Here is a 15,840-nt window from a genome sequence, read left to right as displayed (position 1 = left end):
AGGACAGGTTTTTGCATGGTTTTTCAGTCATTTTTATGACATTTGTTAACAAATCCACTAGGGTATCCGAGCCTGAGGTTTTTCAGCTTTGCGCTCGCGATAGTGCTAGAATCACCACAGACCCTCATCTGGTTAAGGATAACTGTCATGTTGACCCGCTCAATTTCTTGTATCGTCTTGGTGTTGCTCGCTAGCCTGAGCTGGGATCTGGCGGCGAAGGAACATAAGCGCATGAGCCCTAAGGCCGAGGAGGCCAGTAAGATTGCCCGCCAGACGGAGGCTGAGCAGCTTGAGAAGGCCAGAAAGGCGGCCAACGCCACCCAAGCGAGAGAGCAGGCCGTGCTCGAACGTCAGCAATCGGGCGAATGGCAGGAAGACCAGCGCGAGAAGGCGCAGCGTCAGTTTAATGAACGCGAGAGTCGAGAGTCTAAGTACTTAAAAGAGGCGCGCGAAGCCGCGGCCCAAGAAAGAAAAATTCCCAAACCCAAAAGCTAATTGGAAGCCCTGTGAGTCTTTGTCCCCTTTGTCATAGTGATAACCTGGCGTGCTTTCATCGCGATAAGCACAGAGCATATGAAATCTGTAACCAGTGCCAGCTGGTGAGCGTCCCCGACCAGTACCTCCTAAGCGCCGAAGACGAGAAGGCGTTTTACGATCATCACCAAAACGACAGTAAGGATCAGGGCTATCGGCGCTTCTTGGGGCGCACCTGGTTACCCCTGAGTGAGCGATTGACTAGCGAGCATAGAGGGCTGGATTTTGGCTGTGGCCCGGGGCCGACCATCAGCGTGATGGCGGGCGAGGCGGGGATTGCCATGGATAACTATGATCTCTACTACTTTCCCGACGAGCAGCTGCTAAAGCAGCAATATGACTTTATCACCATGACAGAGGTGATAGAGCATGTGGCCGATGCCTCGGCCCTGCTGCAGAGGCTGGATGCCATGATGAAGCAGGGCAGCTTTCTGGCTGTCATGACCAAGCGGGTGCTGGATGAGGCCGCCTTTGCCAACTGGCATTACAAGCAGGATCAGACCCATATCCGCTTCTACAGCACGGCCACCTTCGAGTGGATCGCTAAAGCGTTTAACTGGCGGCTCGAGGTGATCGACAAGGATGTGGTCTTCTTTACTAAATGCTAAGCCTCAGATTCAGCCTCAGATTCAGTCTCAGGCCGTGGCCTTAAAGACTCATTTTTAGGGCTATGCCTTAGGTTGCTGCATCAGGTGATTGATGATCACCTTCTGGGCAAAGTCGCCCAGCGTCTCCTCATCCTGACTCTCATCTAAGATGAAGCCATATTGATACTGGCTGCGTCCCACGCCTGGAGGCTGGATGTTCTTGAGTAGGATAGGCACGCTGAGGGTCTCCTGTGACTGTTCAAACTTGACCTGTAAACGATAGCCCTGATTCAGGGCGCCTCCCTCAATCTCATCGCCCATGTAGGCGCCGCCCTTGACCGAGATATCCTGCAGAAAGCCGCTGGAACAGACATGGGTGGAGTGGCTCTCTGCCGTGCGCTCATGTATCGAGGCGGCCAGATTGACCGGAATGCGGCAGTGTTGTCTCAGGGCTACGCTCTGCAGCGCCTTGGGGTATTTCACCACTAACCAGCGCCCGGCGTTGTTGAGCAGCGTCTTTATCTGGCTGCGAAAGGCGAGGATGTTGGCCTCGGGGTCGTCGCTGTTGATCAGGCGCACCACTACACCTTGTCCCTGGGTAATATAGTCCTGGGCGGCCTGCCAGTATTTGTCCTGGCCCAGGGCGAGAATGATGGCGTTGTCCGGGTCTATGCCGATCAGCCGGGTCTTGAGCCTGATGGGCCTGAGCGGCGTGAGAATTTGCAGCTGGGCCTCTGTGTTGCAGTTGATGCGGTTTAGGTAGGCTAAATCGATCTCTGTGGCTTGTGGCAAGGCGTACTCTCCCTCGGGTTAGGTGTCGTCATACTTGTGTCTTAGCATGGCACAAAAGCAATAAGTTACAATTCTCTCGCGTGATACTGGCTACAACAGACTTGATCTTATTTATAATTTCGCCTCTTATAGTTGTCGATGATTGGGGGCTCACAAACGATGCCACCAGATACCGAGAAAAATTCTATCTGCTCACGAATGAGGGAACGACAGATGATGCGAAAGATTATCGCACTGTGCCTTTCCATTGGGGGAATCCTCTCCTCCATGGGGGCGCAGGCAACTCAAGCCGAAGACATAAAAAGCTTCACGTTAGATAATGGCATGAAAATCATGGTGCTAGAAGACGCCTCGATCCCAAATGCCAACATGTATCTATTTTGGAAGGTGGGATCCCGCAACGAGGTGCCGGGCATCACGGGGATCTCTCACTTCTTCGAACACATGATGTTCAACGGCTCGAAGAAATTTGGCCCTAAGATGTTCGACCGCACCATGGAGGCGGCGGGCGGCGCCAACAACGCCTACACCACAGAAAACCTGACCGTCTACACCGACTGGTTCCCGGCCAATGCCCTGGAGACCATCTTCGATCTCGAGGCCGACCGTATCGCCCACCTGAATATCAATCCTGAGATGGTAGAGAGTGAGCGTGGCGTGGTCGCTTCCGAGCGCACCACAGGCCTGGAAAACTCTAACTGGCGTACTCTGCAGGAAGAGATCAAGGGCGCCGCATTTCGTGCACACCCTTATAGCTGGTCTGTCATAGGTCACGAGTCGGATATCGCCGCCTGGACCCAGGACGATCTGGTGCAATATCACAAGACCTACTATGCGCCTAACAACGCCGTGGTGGTGATTGCCGGTGATGTGAAGCTTAACGAAGTCAAAGCCTTGGCCAACAAGTACTTTGCGCCGATCCCCGCCCAGACTCCGCCTCGCGAGGTGAAGACGGTCGAGCCTTTGCAGAAGGGTGAGCGCCGCGTCTTCGTACAGAAGGCCTCGGTCAGCACACCGAACGTGATGCTGGCCTATCATGTGCCGGCGACCTCGAATCAGGACTACTACGCCCTGGATCTGCTCTCATCTATCCTGACCACGGGCAACAGCTCGCGCCTGTATCAAGGGCTGGTGGAGAAGCAGGTGGCCATCGAGGTGGAAACCTATATGCCGATGAGCTTCGACCCTAACCTCTTCTATGTGATGGGCGTCGCCAACCCCGGCATCACAGCCCAGGAGCTGGAGAGCGGCATGATCGGTGAGATCAACCGTATCGCCCGCGAAGGCGTGACCCAGGATGAGCTTGAGAAGGTGAAGAATATCAAGCTGATGAACTTCTACCGCGCCATGGAAACCATTAACGGCAAGGCCAATACCTTAGGAACCTACGAGCTCTATTTCGGCAGCTTCGAGAAGCTGTTCAATGCGCCTGAGGCTTATAACAAGGTGACCCCAGAAGATATTCAGCGTGTTGCGCAAACCTATCTACGTCGCGCCAACCGCACCGTTGCCGTACTGGCGGCCACAGAGGAGAGTGACCAATGAAGACCCTATTGACTCAAATTCCCCAAGGCTTTGCCAAGCTGGGCACGGCGGCCATGGTGGCCGGCGCCCTGGCACTCTCGGGCTGCGCCGCGACGACAACAAGCCAGACGGTCGACACCGGCAGCTTCAGCATGCCCGCCTATGAGCAGTATCAACTGAGTAACGGCATGACTGTCTATCTGATGCCACAGACAGAGGTGCCACTGATCACCGTCAGCGCCGTGGTGCGCGCCGGTGCGGTCAAGGATACCACCTCTGGGGTGGCCAACATGACGGCCAAGTCCCTGTTGCTGGGCGCTAACGGCAAGAGCAAGTCAGATATCGAGCAGATGGTCGACTTCCTCGGTGCCTCGATTGCCGCCGATGCAGGTAAGGAAGGCAGCTTTATCGATGCCGACTTCATGGCGAAAGACACAGACAAGATGCTGCCTCTGGTGCGGGATCTGCTGCGCGCTCCCGACTTCGACGGCGGCGAGTTCGATAAGCTGCGTCAACGTGAGATGGCGGGACTGGCCCAGGAGAAGGAGAGCCCACGCGTGGTGATCCATCGCTACTTCGACAAGCTGGTGTTTGGCGATCACCCCTACGGTAACCCGGCATCGGGTACCCGCGACTCGCTGGCCGAGCTGACGGTTAACCAGCTGCGCGCCTTCCACAAGAGCTATTATCAGCCACAGAACATCGCCATCTCGGTCGTCGGTGATTTTAAGCCAGGCGAGATGAAGGCAAGACTCGACAAGCTGTTTGGCGATTGGCACAACGGTGAGGCGATCGCCAAGCAAGACCTGGCCGAGGATCAGCCGTCGCTGGATGCCAGCAAGGTGCTCTTGGTCAACAAGGGCGATGCCATCGAGACCACCTTCCTTATCGGTGGTAAGGGCATTAGCCGCAACAATCCAGATTACGTGGGGCTGCAGGTGGTCAACACTATCCTGGGTGGCCGTTTCACCTCCTGGCTCAACGACGAGCTCAGGGTGAACGCCGGTCTGACCTATGGTGCTCGCTCGGCCTTTACCCCTTATTCGCAGGGGGGCGTATTCAGGATCAGTACCTTCACCAAGAGCGATACTACCAAGGAGGCGATCGATCTGGCGCTGAAGACCTATTCACGTCTGTGGCAGACTGGGATAGATCAGCCGACCCTGGACTCGGCTAAGGCCTATGTGAAGGGGCAGTTCCCGCCTAAGTTCGAGACCAGCGAACAGCTGGCCGGCCTGTTGTCGAGCATGTACCTCTATGGCTTCGACGACAGCTTTATCAACGACTTTCAGAAGAATGTCGATGGCCTGACCCTGGCGGAGACCCAGCGCTTGGTGAACAGCTATTTCCCACAGGACAAGCTGCAATATGTGCTGATTGGCAACGCTAGCAAGATCGCCGATATCGCCGCCCAGTATGGTGAGGTGAAGCAGGTGGAGATCAATGCGGTCGGCTTCTCGCAATAAGCCTTCTCAATAAGAGATAGCTAGTTAGGCTAAATCATAAAGGCTCGTCGGTTAACGCTGGCGGGCCTTTTTTATCGGTGAATAGCACCAGCGTTAACGTGATAGCGGTTCGCATTTCGATGGGCTTTCATCTAGGGTTAACTAACACCTTAATTAACACCTTAACTAACGCCTTAACTTAGTCTTAGCCCAGCCCTATCAGGAGATGCCCATGACCCAGGTTATACCGCCTCGCTGCGACACATGCGCCTGTGATGACGCCGACTGGTGCCACCTGCAGGAGACCACTAAGCTGCTGCTATTGGCGACGGCGCAGATAGAGCTATCGCTCACCGATGGCGACCATAACGTTACCGGCCTCGGACAGCTGTTTACCCAGATGGCCGGGCATCTTACCCAGGTCAATCGACACCTTCATGGCACGGCCGATACGCCGGTCGCGATTCTGGCCCACAGCGACAGCCTGATGCAGGCAATTGATAGCGGGGTGATGGCGTTTCAGTTCTACGATCGCATCTCCCAGCGGCTGAATCATGTGATCACCGCGCTGAGCCTGATGGAAACCATGTTGGGAGATGAGCAGCGGCGTCACTCCCAGGCGGCCTGGGCAAACTTGCAAAGGGAGATACAGGCGCATTATTCTCTCGATTGCGAGCGGCAGATGTTTGCGGCTCTGCTTGAGGGCGTGCCGATACACCAGGCGCTAAACGCCTATCGAGAAACTCATTTACAGCAAACAAAACAAGATGTTGAACTATTTTAAATCGCTCATTTTATTCTCCGCTATCTTACTTTCGCCTTCGGTTTCGGCGGGCAAGATAGCCCTGCCCGCCTTCTGTCAGGCCCTGGCGGGGAGCTGGCAGGGGGAAGCCTCCAGGCCCAAGGGCCAGGTGAAAGCGGTACAGGTGCAGGGGCTCTGTAGCGGCGATCGGCGTCAGCTGACGCTCTCGGTGAGCGAACACGCCAGCCACCCGCTGAGCGAGACCTGGTGGTTTCGCGAGGGAGATGGCGAGATAAAGCTTACCTACTTCAACGGCGTCGACCCAGATAAGACACTCTTCTTTACACTGTACCGGGAGGAGAGCGGCTTCTCTCTGCTGGGCAAGGGTGTGGTGCAGCAGCGCCCGGCGATGATCCACCTCAGCTTCGTACCGCAGGGAGATGGCTGGTTATGGCTACAGAAGGTGCAATATCTGGATCAGGACGATGACGACTATCAAGTCTATCGCGGCATCGCCCTTAATCCTGCCTCATAAACTCCACTGAAAGGGTTTAGCTGGCGCCCTCATAGCCAAGCTGACGCCAGGCCTCATAGCTGATGATGGCAACCGAGTTAGACAGGTTGAGGCTGCGGCTGCTGGCGGCCATTGGGATGCGCAGGCGCTGGCTGGTGGGGATCGATTCTATGATTTCCATCGGTAGGCCGCGGGTCTCGGGGCCAAACAGCAATACATCGTCCTTCTCGAAGGCTATTTCGCTGTGGGGGCGACTGCCCTTGGTGGTACAGGCCATGATGCGCTTGCCCGTCATGGCGCTCAAGAAGCTCTCGAAGTCCTTGTGGCGGGTGACCCGGGTCAGATCGCTATAGTCCAGCCCAGCGCGGCGCAGCTTCTTCTCTTCAAGATCGAAACCCAGAGGCTCGATAAGGTGCAGCTGGCAGCCGTTGTTGGCGCACAGGCGGATGATATTGCCGGTATTGGGGGCAATCTCTGGCTCATAGAGGGCGATATGGAACATCTTGGCTTACCTTTGAACGGATGAGCGGCGATTATAAGGGAAATGGGGATGGGGGAAAACTGCCCTTTTGCAATGGGTAGTTGCCTGACTGGGAGGGGAGTCTGGTTAGTCGCTGTGGCTTTTATCCGCTATCGACCTATTGCCTATTTATTGCCTAAGGCAGATCACCTAGCCTTGCTTGATGGTATTAAGGCCAGGGAGTGTATATGGAAAACATTGGCAGATTGCGGGATTTTGTGCAGTCCTTTACCCGGCTGGTTGAGCAGGTCGGCTGCGATGAGGCGCGTATCTTTTCCGACGGCAAGTCGCTGCTGGCGGAGCTTATTGCTCTTGATGACTGGCTACCCCATGCTTTTGCTCAGCCGAGTATTGAGAGCTATCGGCAGTATCTGCTCTATTGCGATCCTCTGGAGCGTTTCTCTGTGGTGAGCTTCGTCTGGGCACAGGGGCAGACCACGCCGGCTCATGACCATACCGTATGGGGCATGGTGGGCGTACTGCGCGGCGCCGAGCACTGCGAGGAATATGAACTGGATGAGGCTGCCAGCTGTCTTCGGGTCAGGGGCAGTCATGAGTTGCCCGTCGGCGGTGTCGATCTGGTCTCACCAGATATCGGCGATATCCATAGGGTTTCTAATGCTCTATCGGAGGGGGTATCTATCAGCATTCATGTCTATGGTGGCAACATAGGTGCGGTGCAGCGCCATGTTTATGACCCCGATACCGGGAGTAAGAAGCCTTTTATATCTGGGTATTCGAATAGTGTGATGCCGAATATATGGGGGTGATCTGGCTGGTGCTTTAGGTGGCACTTGGTATTTGAAGGGATTTTGAAGGTCGAACCTTCACCTTCATCAATTGCCTGCAGCAAGCTTATGTGCAAGCACTCTTTTGGCACGCTGTGAATATGTCCTTATACGCTTCACGGCGGCATCCATGCCGCCGAGAGCCAAAAGCGTGCTTACACCCGTATCTAAACGTCTCTTCGATTTGGCGGCGTTGGGGAGAGAAGGGAGTAAAAATGCTAACTTATTTATGCCCCAAACGAGTTACATTCGGTAGGCAGCCTAGCTAATTCACCAGTCGGTTGGACTACCTTTACTAATCCATAAATGGTACTAACTAAATGCTTTCGGCAAGCCCTTTGACTCAATGCACACTTTTAGATCATGTTTGCTCGTTTTTTCTTCACCACCCTGATAGAGTGCTTATTAATCAATAACTTTGCTAAAGTGCGGCTTAGGTAATACGTTTACTAAATATACATGCGAGGTTTATCAAAGATAGGCGCATGCGAACTATACAATGTTGGATTTCTCAACCGGACCTCGACATCATCAAGCATATAGGGAATTAAATGAATTCAGTTACAGTTGATCATTTCAAAAGAGCCATAGATGATATAGGGGCTCATGGTGACAACGATATGTTACCATTTGATATTGATACGGTTTTCTTATCAGACACAAGAGATAAGTTGGCTCAAATAGCATTTGATTTTTTTGAACGTTTGGAAAAAAATGGGAAAACAAACGCTAAAAAAACTCTTAATTCAATCCAAATATTTACAGAAAGGTTGCTATCTCCAACAGGTTCAAGTGGTTTTAGAATATCGACAAAAATACATCCTTTCTGGAATGTTTATCTCAATGGCATAGCTATAGCTATAGCAGAAAAAAATGAACAAAACAGAAGCCCTAATGCACATTCATATCGTTTTAATGATACGGGGCCTGGCCTTTTTGATAGAGATAGGTCATGGCGAGCTTATAAAGAAGCTACTATCAAAGACCCAGCATTAAAGAGTAAAGATGCTGTAGTCATACAAACTGATATTTCTAGTTTCTATGAGCATATCTACCATCATAGGATAGAGAACTGTATTAACGATTTGTTTGGCGATAACTCAACCGTTTCGACACAAGTAGACAGGCTCCTGAACCAAATCTCTTCAGGTCGATCTTTTGGTTTTCCTGTTGGTGGGCAATGCTCAAGGGTACTCGCTGAGCTACTAATGACTTCTATAGACCAATTACTTACCTTATCTAATATTACGTGGCATAGATATGTCGATGATTTTACATTAATAGCTGATAGCCAAGCTGAAGCCTATAAAGCTATATCAATTCTCTCAAACGCATTGGCGGATTACGGTCTTTCACTCAATAGGTCAAAAACAACAATACTTAAAGGCCAACATTATGAAAACTTTGTTCATTCACAGTTATTTACTGATGACGATAATGCGAGCAAGTTAAAGAAAATTGATTTGCACTTCGATCCATACTCTGACAATCCTCACTCTGATTATGATGAACTTGCTGATACTGTGGAACAACTCAATGTACAAACACTACTTGACTTAGAAATCCACAAAAGCCAACCCGATACATTTTTAATAAATCAAATAAGTAGAACATTAAAGCTGCATGAGCCAGCATTAGCTCTTCAGCTGTGCAATACATTGCTTTCTCCGGAAAATCTTCACTCTTTCAGGGGGTCTTGGTCAACAATTATTAAAGGCGTTATTTCACTTAGAGCAGACGAAAAATACTCAGGGATATATGTACTTCTTGACAAATTACTGGATGACATAATATCTCATTCAGAGCATTTGTTATTACCTGAAGCGAATTGTCTGCACTATTTGCGTGCACTAAGACTTTCAAGAACTAATACACGTGCTGCATATGTGCATCAGAAATTACAGGATAGTACCTCTGAAACTATCAAGAGAGCATGTTTAGAGTGCATCAGAAATTGGAAAGATAGACCTTCGTTTATTCATGCTAGAAATAAATGGTCAAACCTAACCCCTGAAGTTCAGAGAATGTTATGGCTTGCTTCATATGAATTCGGAGATGAAGGAAAACACTTTAGGTTACAAGTTAAAAGCGCAATTCAGCACCTGTGGTCATTAGGTATCGAATTGAAAGATAAATCGTCATTTAGCAGTTCATATGTGTCTTGGGTCGAGGGTATGGTGAAAAAATGAGGTTTTTTAGATTACCAGTTAAAGACCCAAGAACTGTAGCTAGAGATATTCCTGGCATATGCGACCTATTGTTTCCTCAGTTGTTACCAGCAATAGTTTCTCATCTAAATAGAGAGGCCCAACCAATCCCAGGTTGTACCTATATAGAGGAAAGCCTGATTGCTAAAATGACCACTAATGCAGCAATGCTATTTGAAGTTGCCTATGTTCGCGCAGAGCAGATACTTGAGAATGAGACTGAAGATTGGAACCAATGCTTAAACTTAGCTCTAGATAGACAGTCTAAGTATTTTGATGCAGACCTGCCTGAAAAATTAACAGAATATGATTTGTATATTGCGAGCAAGACTGCAAACAATCTAGTGAAATCAATAAGGTTTATTGAAAATAAAAACCAAAATATAAAAGCTATTCAATCACCCGTAATACCGGGATACCAATGGATATCACAGGGGCATGGTGATTTTTCAGTTGGTACTACATTGATAGAAGTTAAATGTACTAGTAGAAACTTCTCATCATCTGATTACAGGCAAATCTTAATATACTGGCTATTAAGTTTTTCATCCTCGATAGAAGGTGGTACAGAGGAATGGAAATCAGGCATATTACTAAATCCTAGATTGAATAAATATATAGAGATAAATTTCGATGAGCTTGTGAAAGTTGCCGGTGCTGGAAGATCTAAAATAGAAATACTTGAGCTATTTTCATCACTTGTTGGAGATTATGCCTATAAACTTGGAAGTCAGTTTTAAATATCAGCGTATTTGTAGACGAAAATGAACAAGCAAATCCTGGGCCGCCTACGGGCCCCTAATTTAGGACTAACCGTTTATCCGATTGCCATAAGGGAAAGTATGGCAATCGTTGTTTTCAGAGCTTAAGGTCTAGCGCATTTCTGTCCGAATATGATTTTGCTTTTGACTTTCCAGTGAGTCTAAAAAGCGGTCAAATCGAAGAGATGAGAAATTTTGTGTAGGTGCGTCTGAGGCCTTCCGAGGCAGGGCCAAAAATGTTCCCGACATTTTTTGGCATTCCCTCCGTCCGTGGAGGTCAGATGCTGCCGTAGAGCGCCCAAGGAAGGGTTCACAGCGTGCCGCAGAAGTACCTGCACGAACGGGTCGTTTTTTTACGTCCCTGTAATCACGACATTGGCGCATCCATGCGCTGCACCTGCCGCAGGCAATTGATACACCATGAAGCCATGGTTCAAGGAAACCCTTCAAACAGCAAAGTAGTGTGATGCTCACTTACTAAGACCTTTGCTAAAAGGCCATAAAGCTCACCTCGCGCTGCACCGGCCGCAGGCAATTAATACACCATGAAGCCATGATCCAAAGCTCCCATTTCAAGTCTCAAATAGGTTTGATGTAGCTACTAAGATAGCTGTCCCTTCATGAGGGGATAGCGCCTGCTGAGACTGGGTCTCAGCAGGCTTTGGGTTGAGCCAGATTCTAGGTTAGAAGAATCCCAGCGGGTTGACGTCGTAGCTGACGAGCAGGTTCTTGGTGTTCTGGTAATGGCTGAGCATCATCTTGTGGGTCTCGCGACCTATACCTGACTTCTTGTAGCCACCGAAGGCGGCGTGGGCAGGGTAGGCGTGGTAGCAGTTGATCCACACGCGTCCCGCCTGAATACCACGTCCCATGCGCTGGGCGCGGTTCATGTCGCGGGTCCAGACACCGGCGCCCAGGCCATATTCTGTGTCGTTGGCGATGGCCAGCGCCTCGGCCTCATCCTTGAAGGTGGTGACCGAAATAACCGGGCCGAAGATCTCCTCCTGGAAGACGCGCATCTTGTTGTGGCCCTTGAGTATGGTGGGTTCGATATAGAAGCCGCTGCTCTGATCGCCAGATAGCTGACAGCTGGTGCCACCAATTAACACCTCGGCGCCCTCGTTGCGGCCTATCTCCAGGTAACTCAGGATCTTATCGAATTGCTCCTGGGAGGCTTGGGCACCTACCTGGGTGTCGGTATCCAGCGGGTTGCCCTGCTTGATCGTCTTGGCGCGGGCGATCACCTTGTCGATAAACTTGTCGTAGATGGACTCGGCGATCAGTACCCGTGACGGACAGGTACAGACCTCGCCCTGGTTGAAGAAGGCCAGCAGCATGCCTTCAACTGCCTTATCCAGATATTCATCTTCCTGTTCCATCACATCGGCAAAGTAGATGTTGGGTGACTTACCTCCCAGCTCTACGGTTGAGGGGATCAGCGACTCGGCGGCGCACTTGAGGATATGGTGGCCAATCTGAGTCGAACCGGTAAAGGCAAGCTTGGCGATGCGCTTGCTGACCGCCAGTGCCTGACCCGCCTCGGTGCCGAAACCATTGACGATATTGAGCACGCCGGCTGGCAGCAGGTCTTGGATCAGTTCGACCATCACCAGGATGGAGACGGGTGTCTGCTCGGCGGGCTTGAGCACTATGCAGTTACCGGCGGCCAGCGCCGGGGCGATCTTCCAGGCGGCCATCAGCAGCGGGAAGTTCCAGGGGATGATCTGGCCGACAACGCCCAGCGGCTCGGGGAAGTGGTAGCTGACGGTGTTGTTGTCGATATCGGCGGCGCTGCCTTCCTGGGCGCGGATACAGCCGGCGAAGTAGCGGAAGTGATCCACAAACAGCGGCAGGTCCGCATTCAGGGTTTCGCGTACCGCTTTACCATTTTCCCAGGTCTCGGCTACGGCCAGAAATTCCAGATTTTGCTCGACGCGATCGGCTATCTTCAGCAGTAAGTTGGAGCGTTCGGTGACTGAGGTCTTGCCCCAGGCATCCTTGGCGGCGTGGGCGGCGTCCAGCGCCAGCTCGATATCGCGCTCGTCCGAGCGGGCCACCTGACAGAACACCTGGCCGTCGACGGGTGAGCGGTTATCGAAATATTCCCCGCTCACAGGCGCGACCCACTGCCCCCCAATGAAGTTGTCGTAACGGCTGTTGAAGTTAACTATGGCATCTGTCGTGCCTGGCTTGCTGTAGATCATCTTGAGCTTCCTTGTATGGTTTTGTCTTGTCGAAAGACGCCTCTGCCGGGCGTCCTATTTTTATGTTTAAAAAACAACAGGTTTAAATTTTTTAGCTGTGCCCCATTTGAGTGTCATGCTTGTGTTCAATAGCGCGCAGCTTCCTAATAGCTAAGGCAAAGCCTAGGCCAAACTGGCAGGAGTTGTGATGTGGCTGGAGTAACAGTATGATGAAAAACTAATTTTTGATGTCCGAATGTGCGTGGTCCAGGATGGTGTGGCACTGGCAGTTGGCATGCACTGTGACATAAGTGCGCACCTCGGGTGTGCCAAAATGGAACACTGTTATGACGATAGCTCCACAGACACAGGCTTGGTTGTCTGACTCCTGGTCTCGTAGTCAGGGCGCAGGGTTAAGCGAAGCCAAGTTACCGCAAGAATTACGACTCAACGCCGACGCGCTCGCCGAGCGGCATCACGCCAACAAGCAACTCATCAATCTCACCAAACAGCATGCATTGCCCCTGTTTAATCAGATGATGGCCCACAGCCAGAGCCGACTGATCCTCTCGGATCGCGACGGCTATGTGCTCTGCCATTGGGGCGTCAGCCGCTACTCGGACAAGCTGGCCAACGTCGCCCTGGATGTGGGGGTCAATTGGCGTGAGGAGCACAAGGGCACCAACGCCATAGGCACGGCCCTGACCGCCAGGCAGACGGTGGCGGTGATCGGCGAGCAGCACTTCATCCGTCACCACAGATTTATGAGCTGCACCGCCAGCCCCATCTTCTCCCCCGAGGGAGAACTGCTCGGCGCCATCGACATCACCAGCGAGCAGCAGCGTCATACCCAGCAGACCCTGGTGCTCATCGCCAGCCTGGTGCAACAGATAGAGACGGCGCTGCTGTGTCATCTGCCCGGCAGCCACTACCGCATCGATCTCGCCGAGCAGCCGTCGCTGATCAGCTCGGGGTGGCAGGGGATAGTGGTGGCCAATGTCGACGGCAAGATCTTAGGCTGCAACGCCATGGCCAAGCGCCTGCTACACAGGCCGCGCATCGGCGACGATATCGACCGTCACCTGGGGGCGAGCTGGAACAGCGGCGAGCAGGTGTGTCAGGACCAACGCCTGCACCTCAAGACCCAGCAGCTGGTCGCAACTCGGTCCAGCCAGCTGGTGAGCCAGCAGATAGGCGTGCGTTTTCGCGACCCTAAGCTAGAGCGCGCCTGGCAGCAGGCCAACAAAGTGGTGGGGCGTAACATTCCTCTGCTTATCTGCGGCGAGACTGGGGTAGGCAAGGAGCAGTTTGTGAAGAAGCTCCATGGTCAGAGTGCCCGCGCCCAGGCGGCCCTGGTGGCGGTCAACTGCGCCGCGCTGCCCGCAGATCTGGTGGAGTCTGAACTCTTCGGCTATCAGGCCGGGGCCTTCACCGGCGCCTCCCGTCAGGGGTTCGAGGGCAAGATACGTCAGGCCGACGGCGGCTTTCTGTTTCTCGACGAGATAGGCGAGATGCCGCTAGCGACCCAGAGCCGCTTGCTTCGGGTGCTGCAGGAGCGCGAGGTGGTGCCCGTGGGCGGTAATCGCAGTTACAAGGTGGATATTCAGGTGGTGGCCGCGACCCACGCGGATCTGCGCCAGCTGGTGAGTGAGGGGGCGTTTAGGGAGGATCTCTACTATCGCCTCAACGGCCTGCAGGTCTCACTGCCGCCCCTGCGTCAGCGCGCGGATATCGAACGCATCATTCACAAGCTGCATAGGCGCTATCGCCAGGCGCCGCAGCAGCTCTGCCCTCAGCTGCTAAGGCGACTGTTGGCCCACGACTGGCCGGGCAACCTGAGGGAGCTGGACAACCTGATGCAGGTGGCCTGTCTGATGGCCGATGGCGATCCCGAACTTAACTGGCAGCATCTGCCCGACACCCTGCAGGCCCAGCTGCAGGGGCCTGAGCAGACTGGCGACCAGATGGCGGCCTGCGAGAGCGAGCTTAGCCTGATGGTCAACGCCAATATCGTCTCAAGCTTCCACAGATTTGAGGGCAACGTCAGTCGCTGTGCCAAACACTTAGGGATCAGCCGCAATACCTTGTATCGAAAACTCAAGGCCTTGGGGCTCAAAACCTGATCTAGCTATGCGCAAGCTGCATGCAGTTCATGCAAAATGTGCAGTGTATTCATGATGGCAGATGCACTAATCTGTCAGTCCATTTTGTTGTTAAGGAGGCCCCATGTTCAAGGCACTCGTATTGACCCAGCTAGATAGACAGACCCAAGCCGATGTGAAACTGCTGCCCGAGAGCGATCTGCCCGAGGGTGAGGTGCTGGTGGAGGTGAGTTACTCCTCCCTCAACTATAAGGATGGCCTGGCGATCACCGGCCTTGGCAAGATCATTCGCGAGTTCCCCATGGTGCCGGGTATCGACTTCGCCGGTGTGGTGAGCGAGTCGGCCGACTCTCGTTTTCAGCCCGGTGACGAGGTGATATTGACTGGCTGGGGCGTGGGCGAGAACCATTGGGGCGGCATGGCCGAGAAGGCGCGGGTGAAGGCCGACTGGCTGGTGCCCATGCCTAAGGGCTGTGACGGCGCCAAGGCGATGATGATTGGCACGGCTGGCCTGACCGCCATGCTATGTGTGCAGGCGCTGCAACAGGCGGGCGTCACCCCAGAGCAGGGCGATATCTTGGTTACCGGTGCTAGCGGCGGCGTAGGCTCGGTGGCCGTGACCCTTCTGGCACAGCTTGGCTATCGCGTGGTGGCCAGCTCGGGCCGGGTCGAGGTTAACGGCGACTGGTTAAAAGCATTGGGCGCTAGCGAGGTGATAGATCGTAGTGAGCTTGAACAGGACAGCCGTCCGCTGGAGAAACAGCGCTGGGCGGGTGTGGTCGATACCGTAGGCAACAAGGTGCTGGCCACGGCGCTGGCGCAGATGCAATATGGTGGCAGTGCCGCCATCTGTGGCCTGGCGGGCGGTTTTGCCCTGCCGACGACCGTGATGCCCTTCATTTTGCGCGGCGTGAACCTCTTGGGTATCGACTCTGTGGCCTGCCCTATCGACAAGCGCGTTAAGGCATGGGAGCAGGTGCTCGAACTCTTACCCGAGAGCTACTACCAGCAGGCCTGTCAGACCATAGGCCTGGAGCAGCTGGGCGAGTACGCCGACAAGATAGTCAAAGGCAAGGTCACCGGCCGGGTGCTGGTAAAGGTGTAGCCTTTGACCCAGATAAAGAAGTGGCCATTGGGCCAC

The 15,840-nt window shown here is 53.1% G+C and carries 14 protein-coding genes; 11 read left to right on the top strand and 3 right to left on the bottom strand.

Going from position 1 to position 15,840, the window contains the following annotated elements; translation table 11 throughout:
* Positions 1–147 precede the first annotated feature (147 nt).
* Both K0J45_RS18395 and K0J45_RS18390 read left to right on the top strand, forming a co-directional pair.
* On the top strand, positions 148–495 hold the full coding sequence (locus K0J45_RS18395; protein ID WP_144201484.1) for a hypothetical protein: 348 nt from the start codon (positions 148–150) through the stop codon (positions 493–495).
* Positions 496–506: 11 nt separating this feature from the next.
* Positions 507–1,142: a class I SAM-dependent methyltransferase gene (locus K0J45_RS18390; protein WP_220043605.1), complete on the top strand. Its 636-nt coding sequence runs from the start codon at positions 507–509 to the stop codon at positions 1,140–1,142.
* A 60-nt stretch (positions 1,143–1,202) separates the two neighbouring features.
* Here the strand turns inward: K0J45_RS18390 and K0J45_RS18385 are convergent, their stop codons facing one another.
* Positions 1,203–1,913: a flagellar brake domain-containing protein gene (locus tag K0J45_RS18385; protein WP_220043604.1), complete on the bottom strand. Its 711-nt coding sequence runs from the start codon at positions 1,911–1,913 to the stop codon at positions 1,203–1,205.
* Positions 1,914–2,126: 213 nt separating this feature from the next.
* Between K0J45_RS18385 and K0J45_RS18380 the strand changes: the two genes are divergently transcribed.
* From K0J45_RS18380 to K0J45_RS18365, 4 genes are all read left to right on the top strand, one after another.
* A complete protein-coding gene (locus K0J45_RS18380) occupies positions 2,127–3,458 on the top strand; it encodes a M16 family metallopeptidase (protein ID WP_220043603.1) in 1,332 nt (443 codons plus the stop codon).
* A complete protein-coding gene (locus tag K0J45_RS18375) occupies positions 3,455–4,903 on the top strand; it encodes a M16 family metallopeptidase (RefSeq protein ID WP_220043602.1) in 1,449 nt (482 codons plus the stop codon). The genes K0J45_RS18380 and K0J45_RS18375 overlap by 4 nt, the downstream gene beginning before the upstream one ends.
* A 211-nt stretch (positions 4,904–5,114) precedes the next feature.
* A complete protein-coding gene (locus K0J45_RS18370; RefSeq protein ID WP_220043601.1) occupies positions 5,115–5,666 on the top strand; it encodes a hypothetical protein in 552 nt (183 codons plus the stop codon).
* Complete coding sequence (locus K0J45_RS18365) at positions 5,650–6,159, top strand: single stranded DNA-binding domain-containing protein (RefSeq protein ID WP_220043600.1); 510 nt, start codon at positions 5,650–5,652, stop codon at positions 6,157–6,159. The genes K0J45_RS18370 and K0J45_RS18365 overlap by 17 nt, the downstream gene beginning before the upstream one ends.
* Positions 6,160–6,175: 16 nt before the next feature.
* Here K0J45_RS18365 and trmL read toward each other — a convergent pair whose 3' ends face one another.
* On the bottom strand, positions 6,176–6,640 hold the full coding sequence (gene trmL / locus K0J45_RS18360) for a tRNA (uridine(34)/cytosine(34)/5-carboxymethylaminomethyluridine(34)-2'-O)-methyltransferase TrmL (RefSeq protein WP_220043599.1): 465 nt from the start codon (positions 6,638–6,640) through the stop codon (positions 6,176–6,178).
* 206 nt (positions 6,641–6,846) lie between these two features.
* Here trmL and K0J45_RS18355 point away from each other — a divergent pair, with 206 nt between their 5' ends.
* From K0J45_RS18355 to K0J45_RS18345, 3 genes are all read left to right on the top strand, one after another.
* Positions 6,847–7,428: a cysteine dioxygenase family protein gene (locus K0J45_RS18355; protein WP_220043598.1), complete on the top strand. Its 582-nt coding sequence runs from the start codon at positions 6,847–6,849 to the stop codon at positions 7,426–7,428.
* Between the two features lie 569 nt (positions 7,429–7,997).
* Positions 7,998–9,635 carry an RNA-directed DNA polymerase gene (locus K0J45_RS18350; protein ID WP_220043597.1) on the top strand — a complete coding sequence of 546 codons (1,638 nt, stop codon included), beginning with the start codon at positions 7,998–8,000 and terminating at the stop codon, positions 9,633–9,635.
* Positions 9,632–10,393, top strand: a complete 762-nt coding sequence (locus K0J45_RS18345; RefSeq protein ID WP_220043596.1) for a hypothetical protein — start codon at positions 9,632–9,634, stop codon at positions 10,391–10,393. The genes K0J45_RS18350 and K0J45_RS18345 overlap by 4 nt, the downstream gene beginning before the upstream one ends.
* 704 nt (positions 10,394–11,097) lie before the next feature.
* On the opposite strand, the gene exaC is transcribed toward K0J45_RS18345, so the two are convergent.
* Positions 11,098–12,618: an acetaldehyde dehydrogenase ExaC gene (exaC, locus tag K0J45_RS18340; RefSeq protein ID WP_220043595.1), complete on the bottom strand. Its 1,521-nt coding sequence runs from the start codon at positions 12,616–12,618 to the stop codon at positions 11,098–11,100.
* 326 nt (positions 12,619–12,944) lie between these two features.
* On the opposite strand from exaC, the gene K0J45_RS18335 reads away from it, so the two are divergent.
* Both K0J45_RS18335 and acuI read left to right on the top strand, forming a co-directional pair.
* On the top strand, positions 12,945–14,720 hold the full coding sequence (locus tag K0J45_RS18335; RefSeq protein ID WP_220043594.1) for a sigma-54-dependent Fis family transcriptional regulator: 1,776 nt from the start codon (positions 12,945–12,947) through the stop codon (positions 14,718–14,720).
* 103 nt (positions 14,721–14,823) lie between these two features.
* On the top strand, positions 14,824–15,804 hold the full coding sequence (acuI, locus tag K0J45_RS18330) for an acrylyl-CoA reductase (NADPH) (protein ID WP_220043593.1): 981 nt from the start codon (positions 14,824–14,826) through the stop codon (positions 15,802–15,804).
* Positions 15,805–15,840 lie beyond the last annotated feature (36 nt).

Source organism: Shewanella alkalitolerans (assembly GCF_019457575.1).
Taxonomy (GTDB): domain Bacteria; phylum Pseudomonadota; class Gammaproteobacteria; order Enterobacterales; family Shewanellaceae; genus Shewanella; species Shewanella loihica.
Note: the sequence above shows the minus strand (reverse complement) of the source record. Positions and strands in the feature narration are given on the sequence as shown.

What these genes read in the sequence shown, in the direction of transcription:
- K0J45_RS18395 (WP_144201484.1), top strand. Translation starts at nt 148, where the DNA reads ATGTTGACCCGCTCAATTTCTTGTATCGTCTTGGTGTTGCTCGCTAGC.
- K0J45_RS18380 (WP_220043603.1), top strand. Translation starts at nt 2,127, where the DNA reads ATGATGCGAAAGATTATCGCACTGTGCCTTTCCATTGGGGGAATCCTC.
- K0J45_RS18375 (WP_220043602.1), top strand. Translation starts at nt 3,455, where the DNA reads ATGAAGACCCTATTGACTCAAATTCCCCAAGGCTTTGCCAAGCTGGGC.
- K0J45_RS18370 (WP_220043601.1), top strand. Translation starts at nt 5,115, where the DNA reads ATGACCCAGGTTATACCGCCTCGCTGCGACACATGCGCCTGTGATGAC.
- K0J45_RS18365 (WP_220043600.1), top strand. Translation starts at nt 5,650, where the DNA reads ATGTTGAACTATTTTAAATCGCTCATTTTATTCTCCGCTATCTTACTT.
- trmL (WP_220043599.1), bottom strand. Translation starts at nt 6,640, where the DNA reads ATGTTCCATATCGCCCTCTATGAGCCAGAGATTGCCCCCAATACCGGC.
- K0J45_RS18355 (WP_220043598.1), top strand. Translation starts at nt 6,847, where the DNA reads ATGGAAAACATTGGCAGATTGCGGGATTTTGTGCAGTCCTTTACCCGG.
- K0J45_RS18350 (WP_220043597.1), top strand. Translation starts at nt 7,998, where the DNA reads ATGAATTCAGTTACAGTTGATCATTTCAAAAGAGCCATAGATGATATA.
- K0J45_RS18345 (WP_220043596.1), top strand. Translation starts at nt 9,632, where the DNA reads ATGAGGTTTTTTAGATTACCAGTTAAAGACCCAAGAACTGTAGCTAGA.
- exaC (WP_220043595.1), bottom strand. Translation starts at nt 12,618, where the DNA reads ATGATCTACAGCAAGCCAGGCACGACAGATGCCATAGTTAACTTCAAC.
- K0J45_RS18335 (WP_220043594.1), top strand. Translation starts at nt 12,945, where the DNA reads ATGACGATAGCTCCACAGACACAGGCTTGGTTGTCTGACTCCTGGTCT.
- acuI (WP_220043593.1), top strand. Translation starts at nt 14,824, where the DNA reads ATGTTCAAGGCACTCGTATTGACCCAGCTAGATAGACAGACCCAAGCC.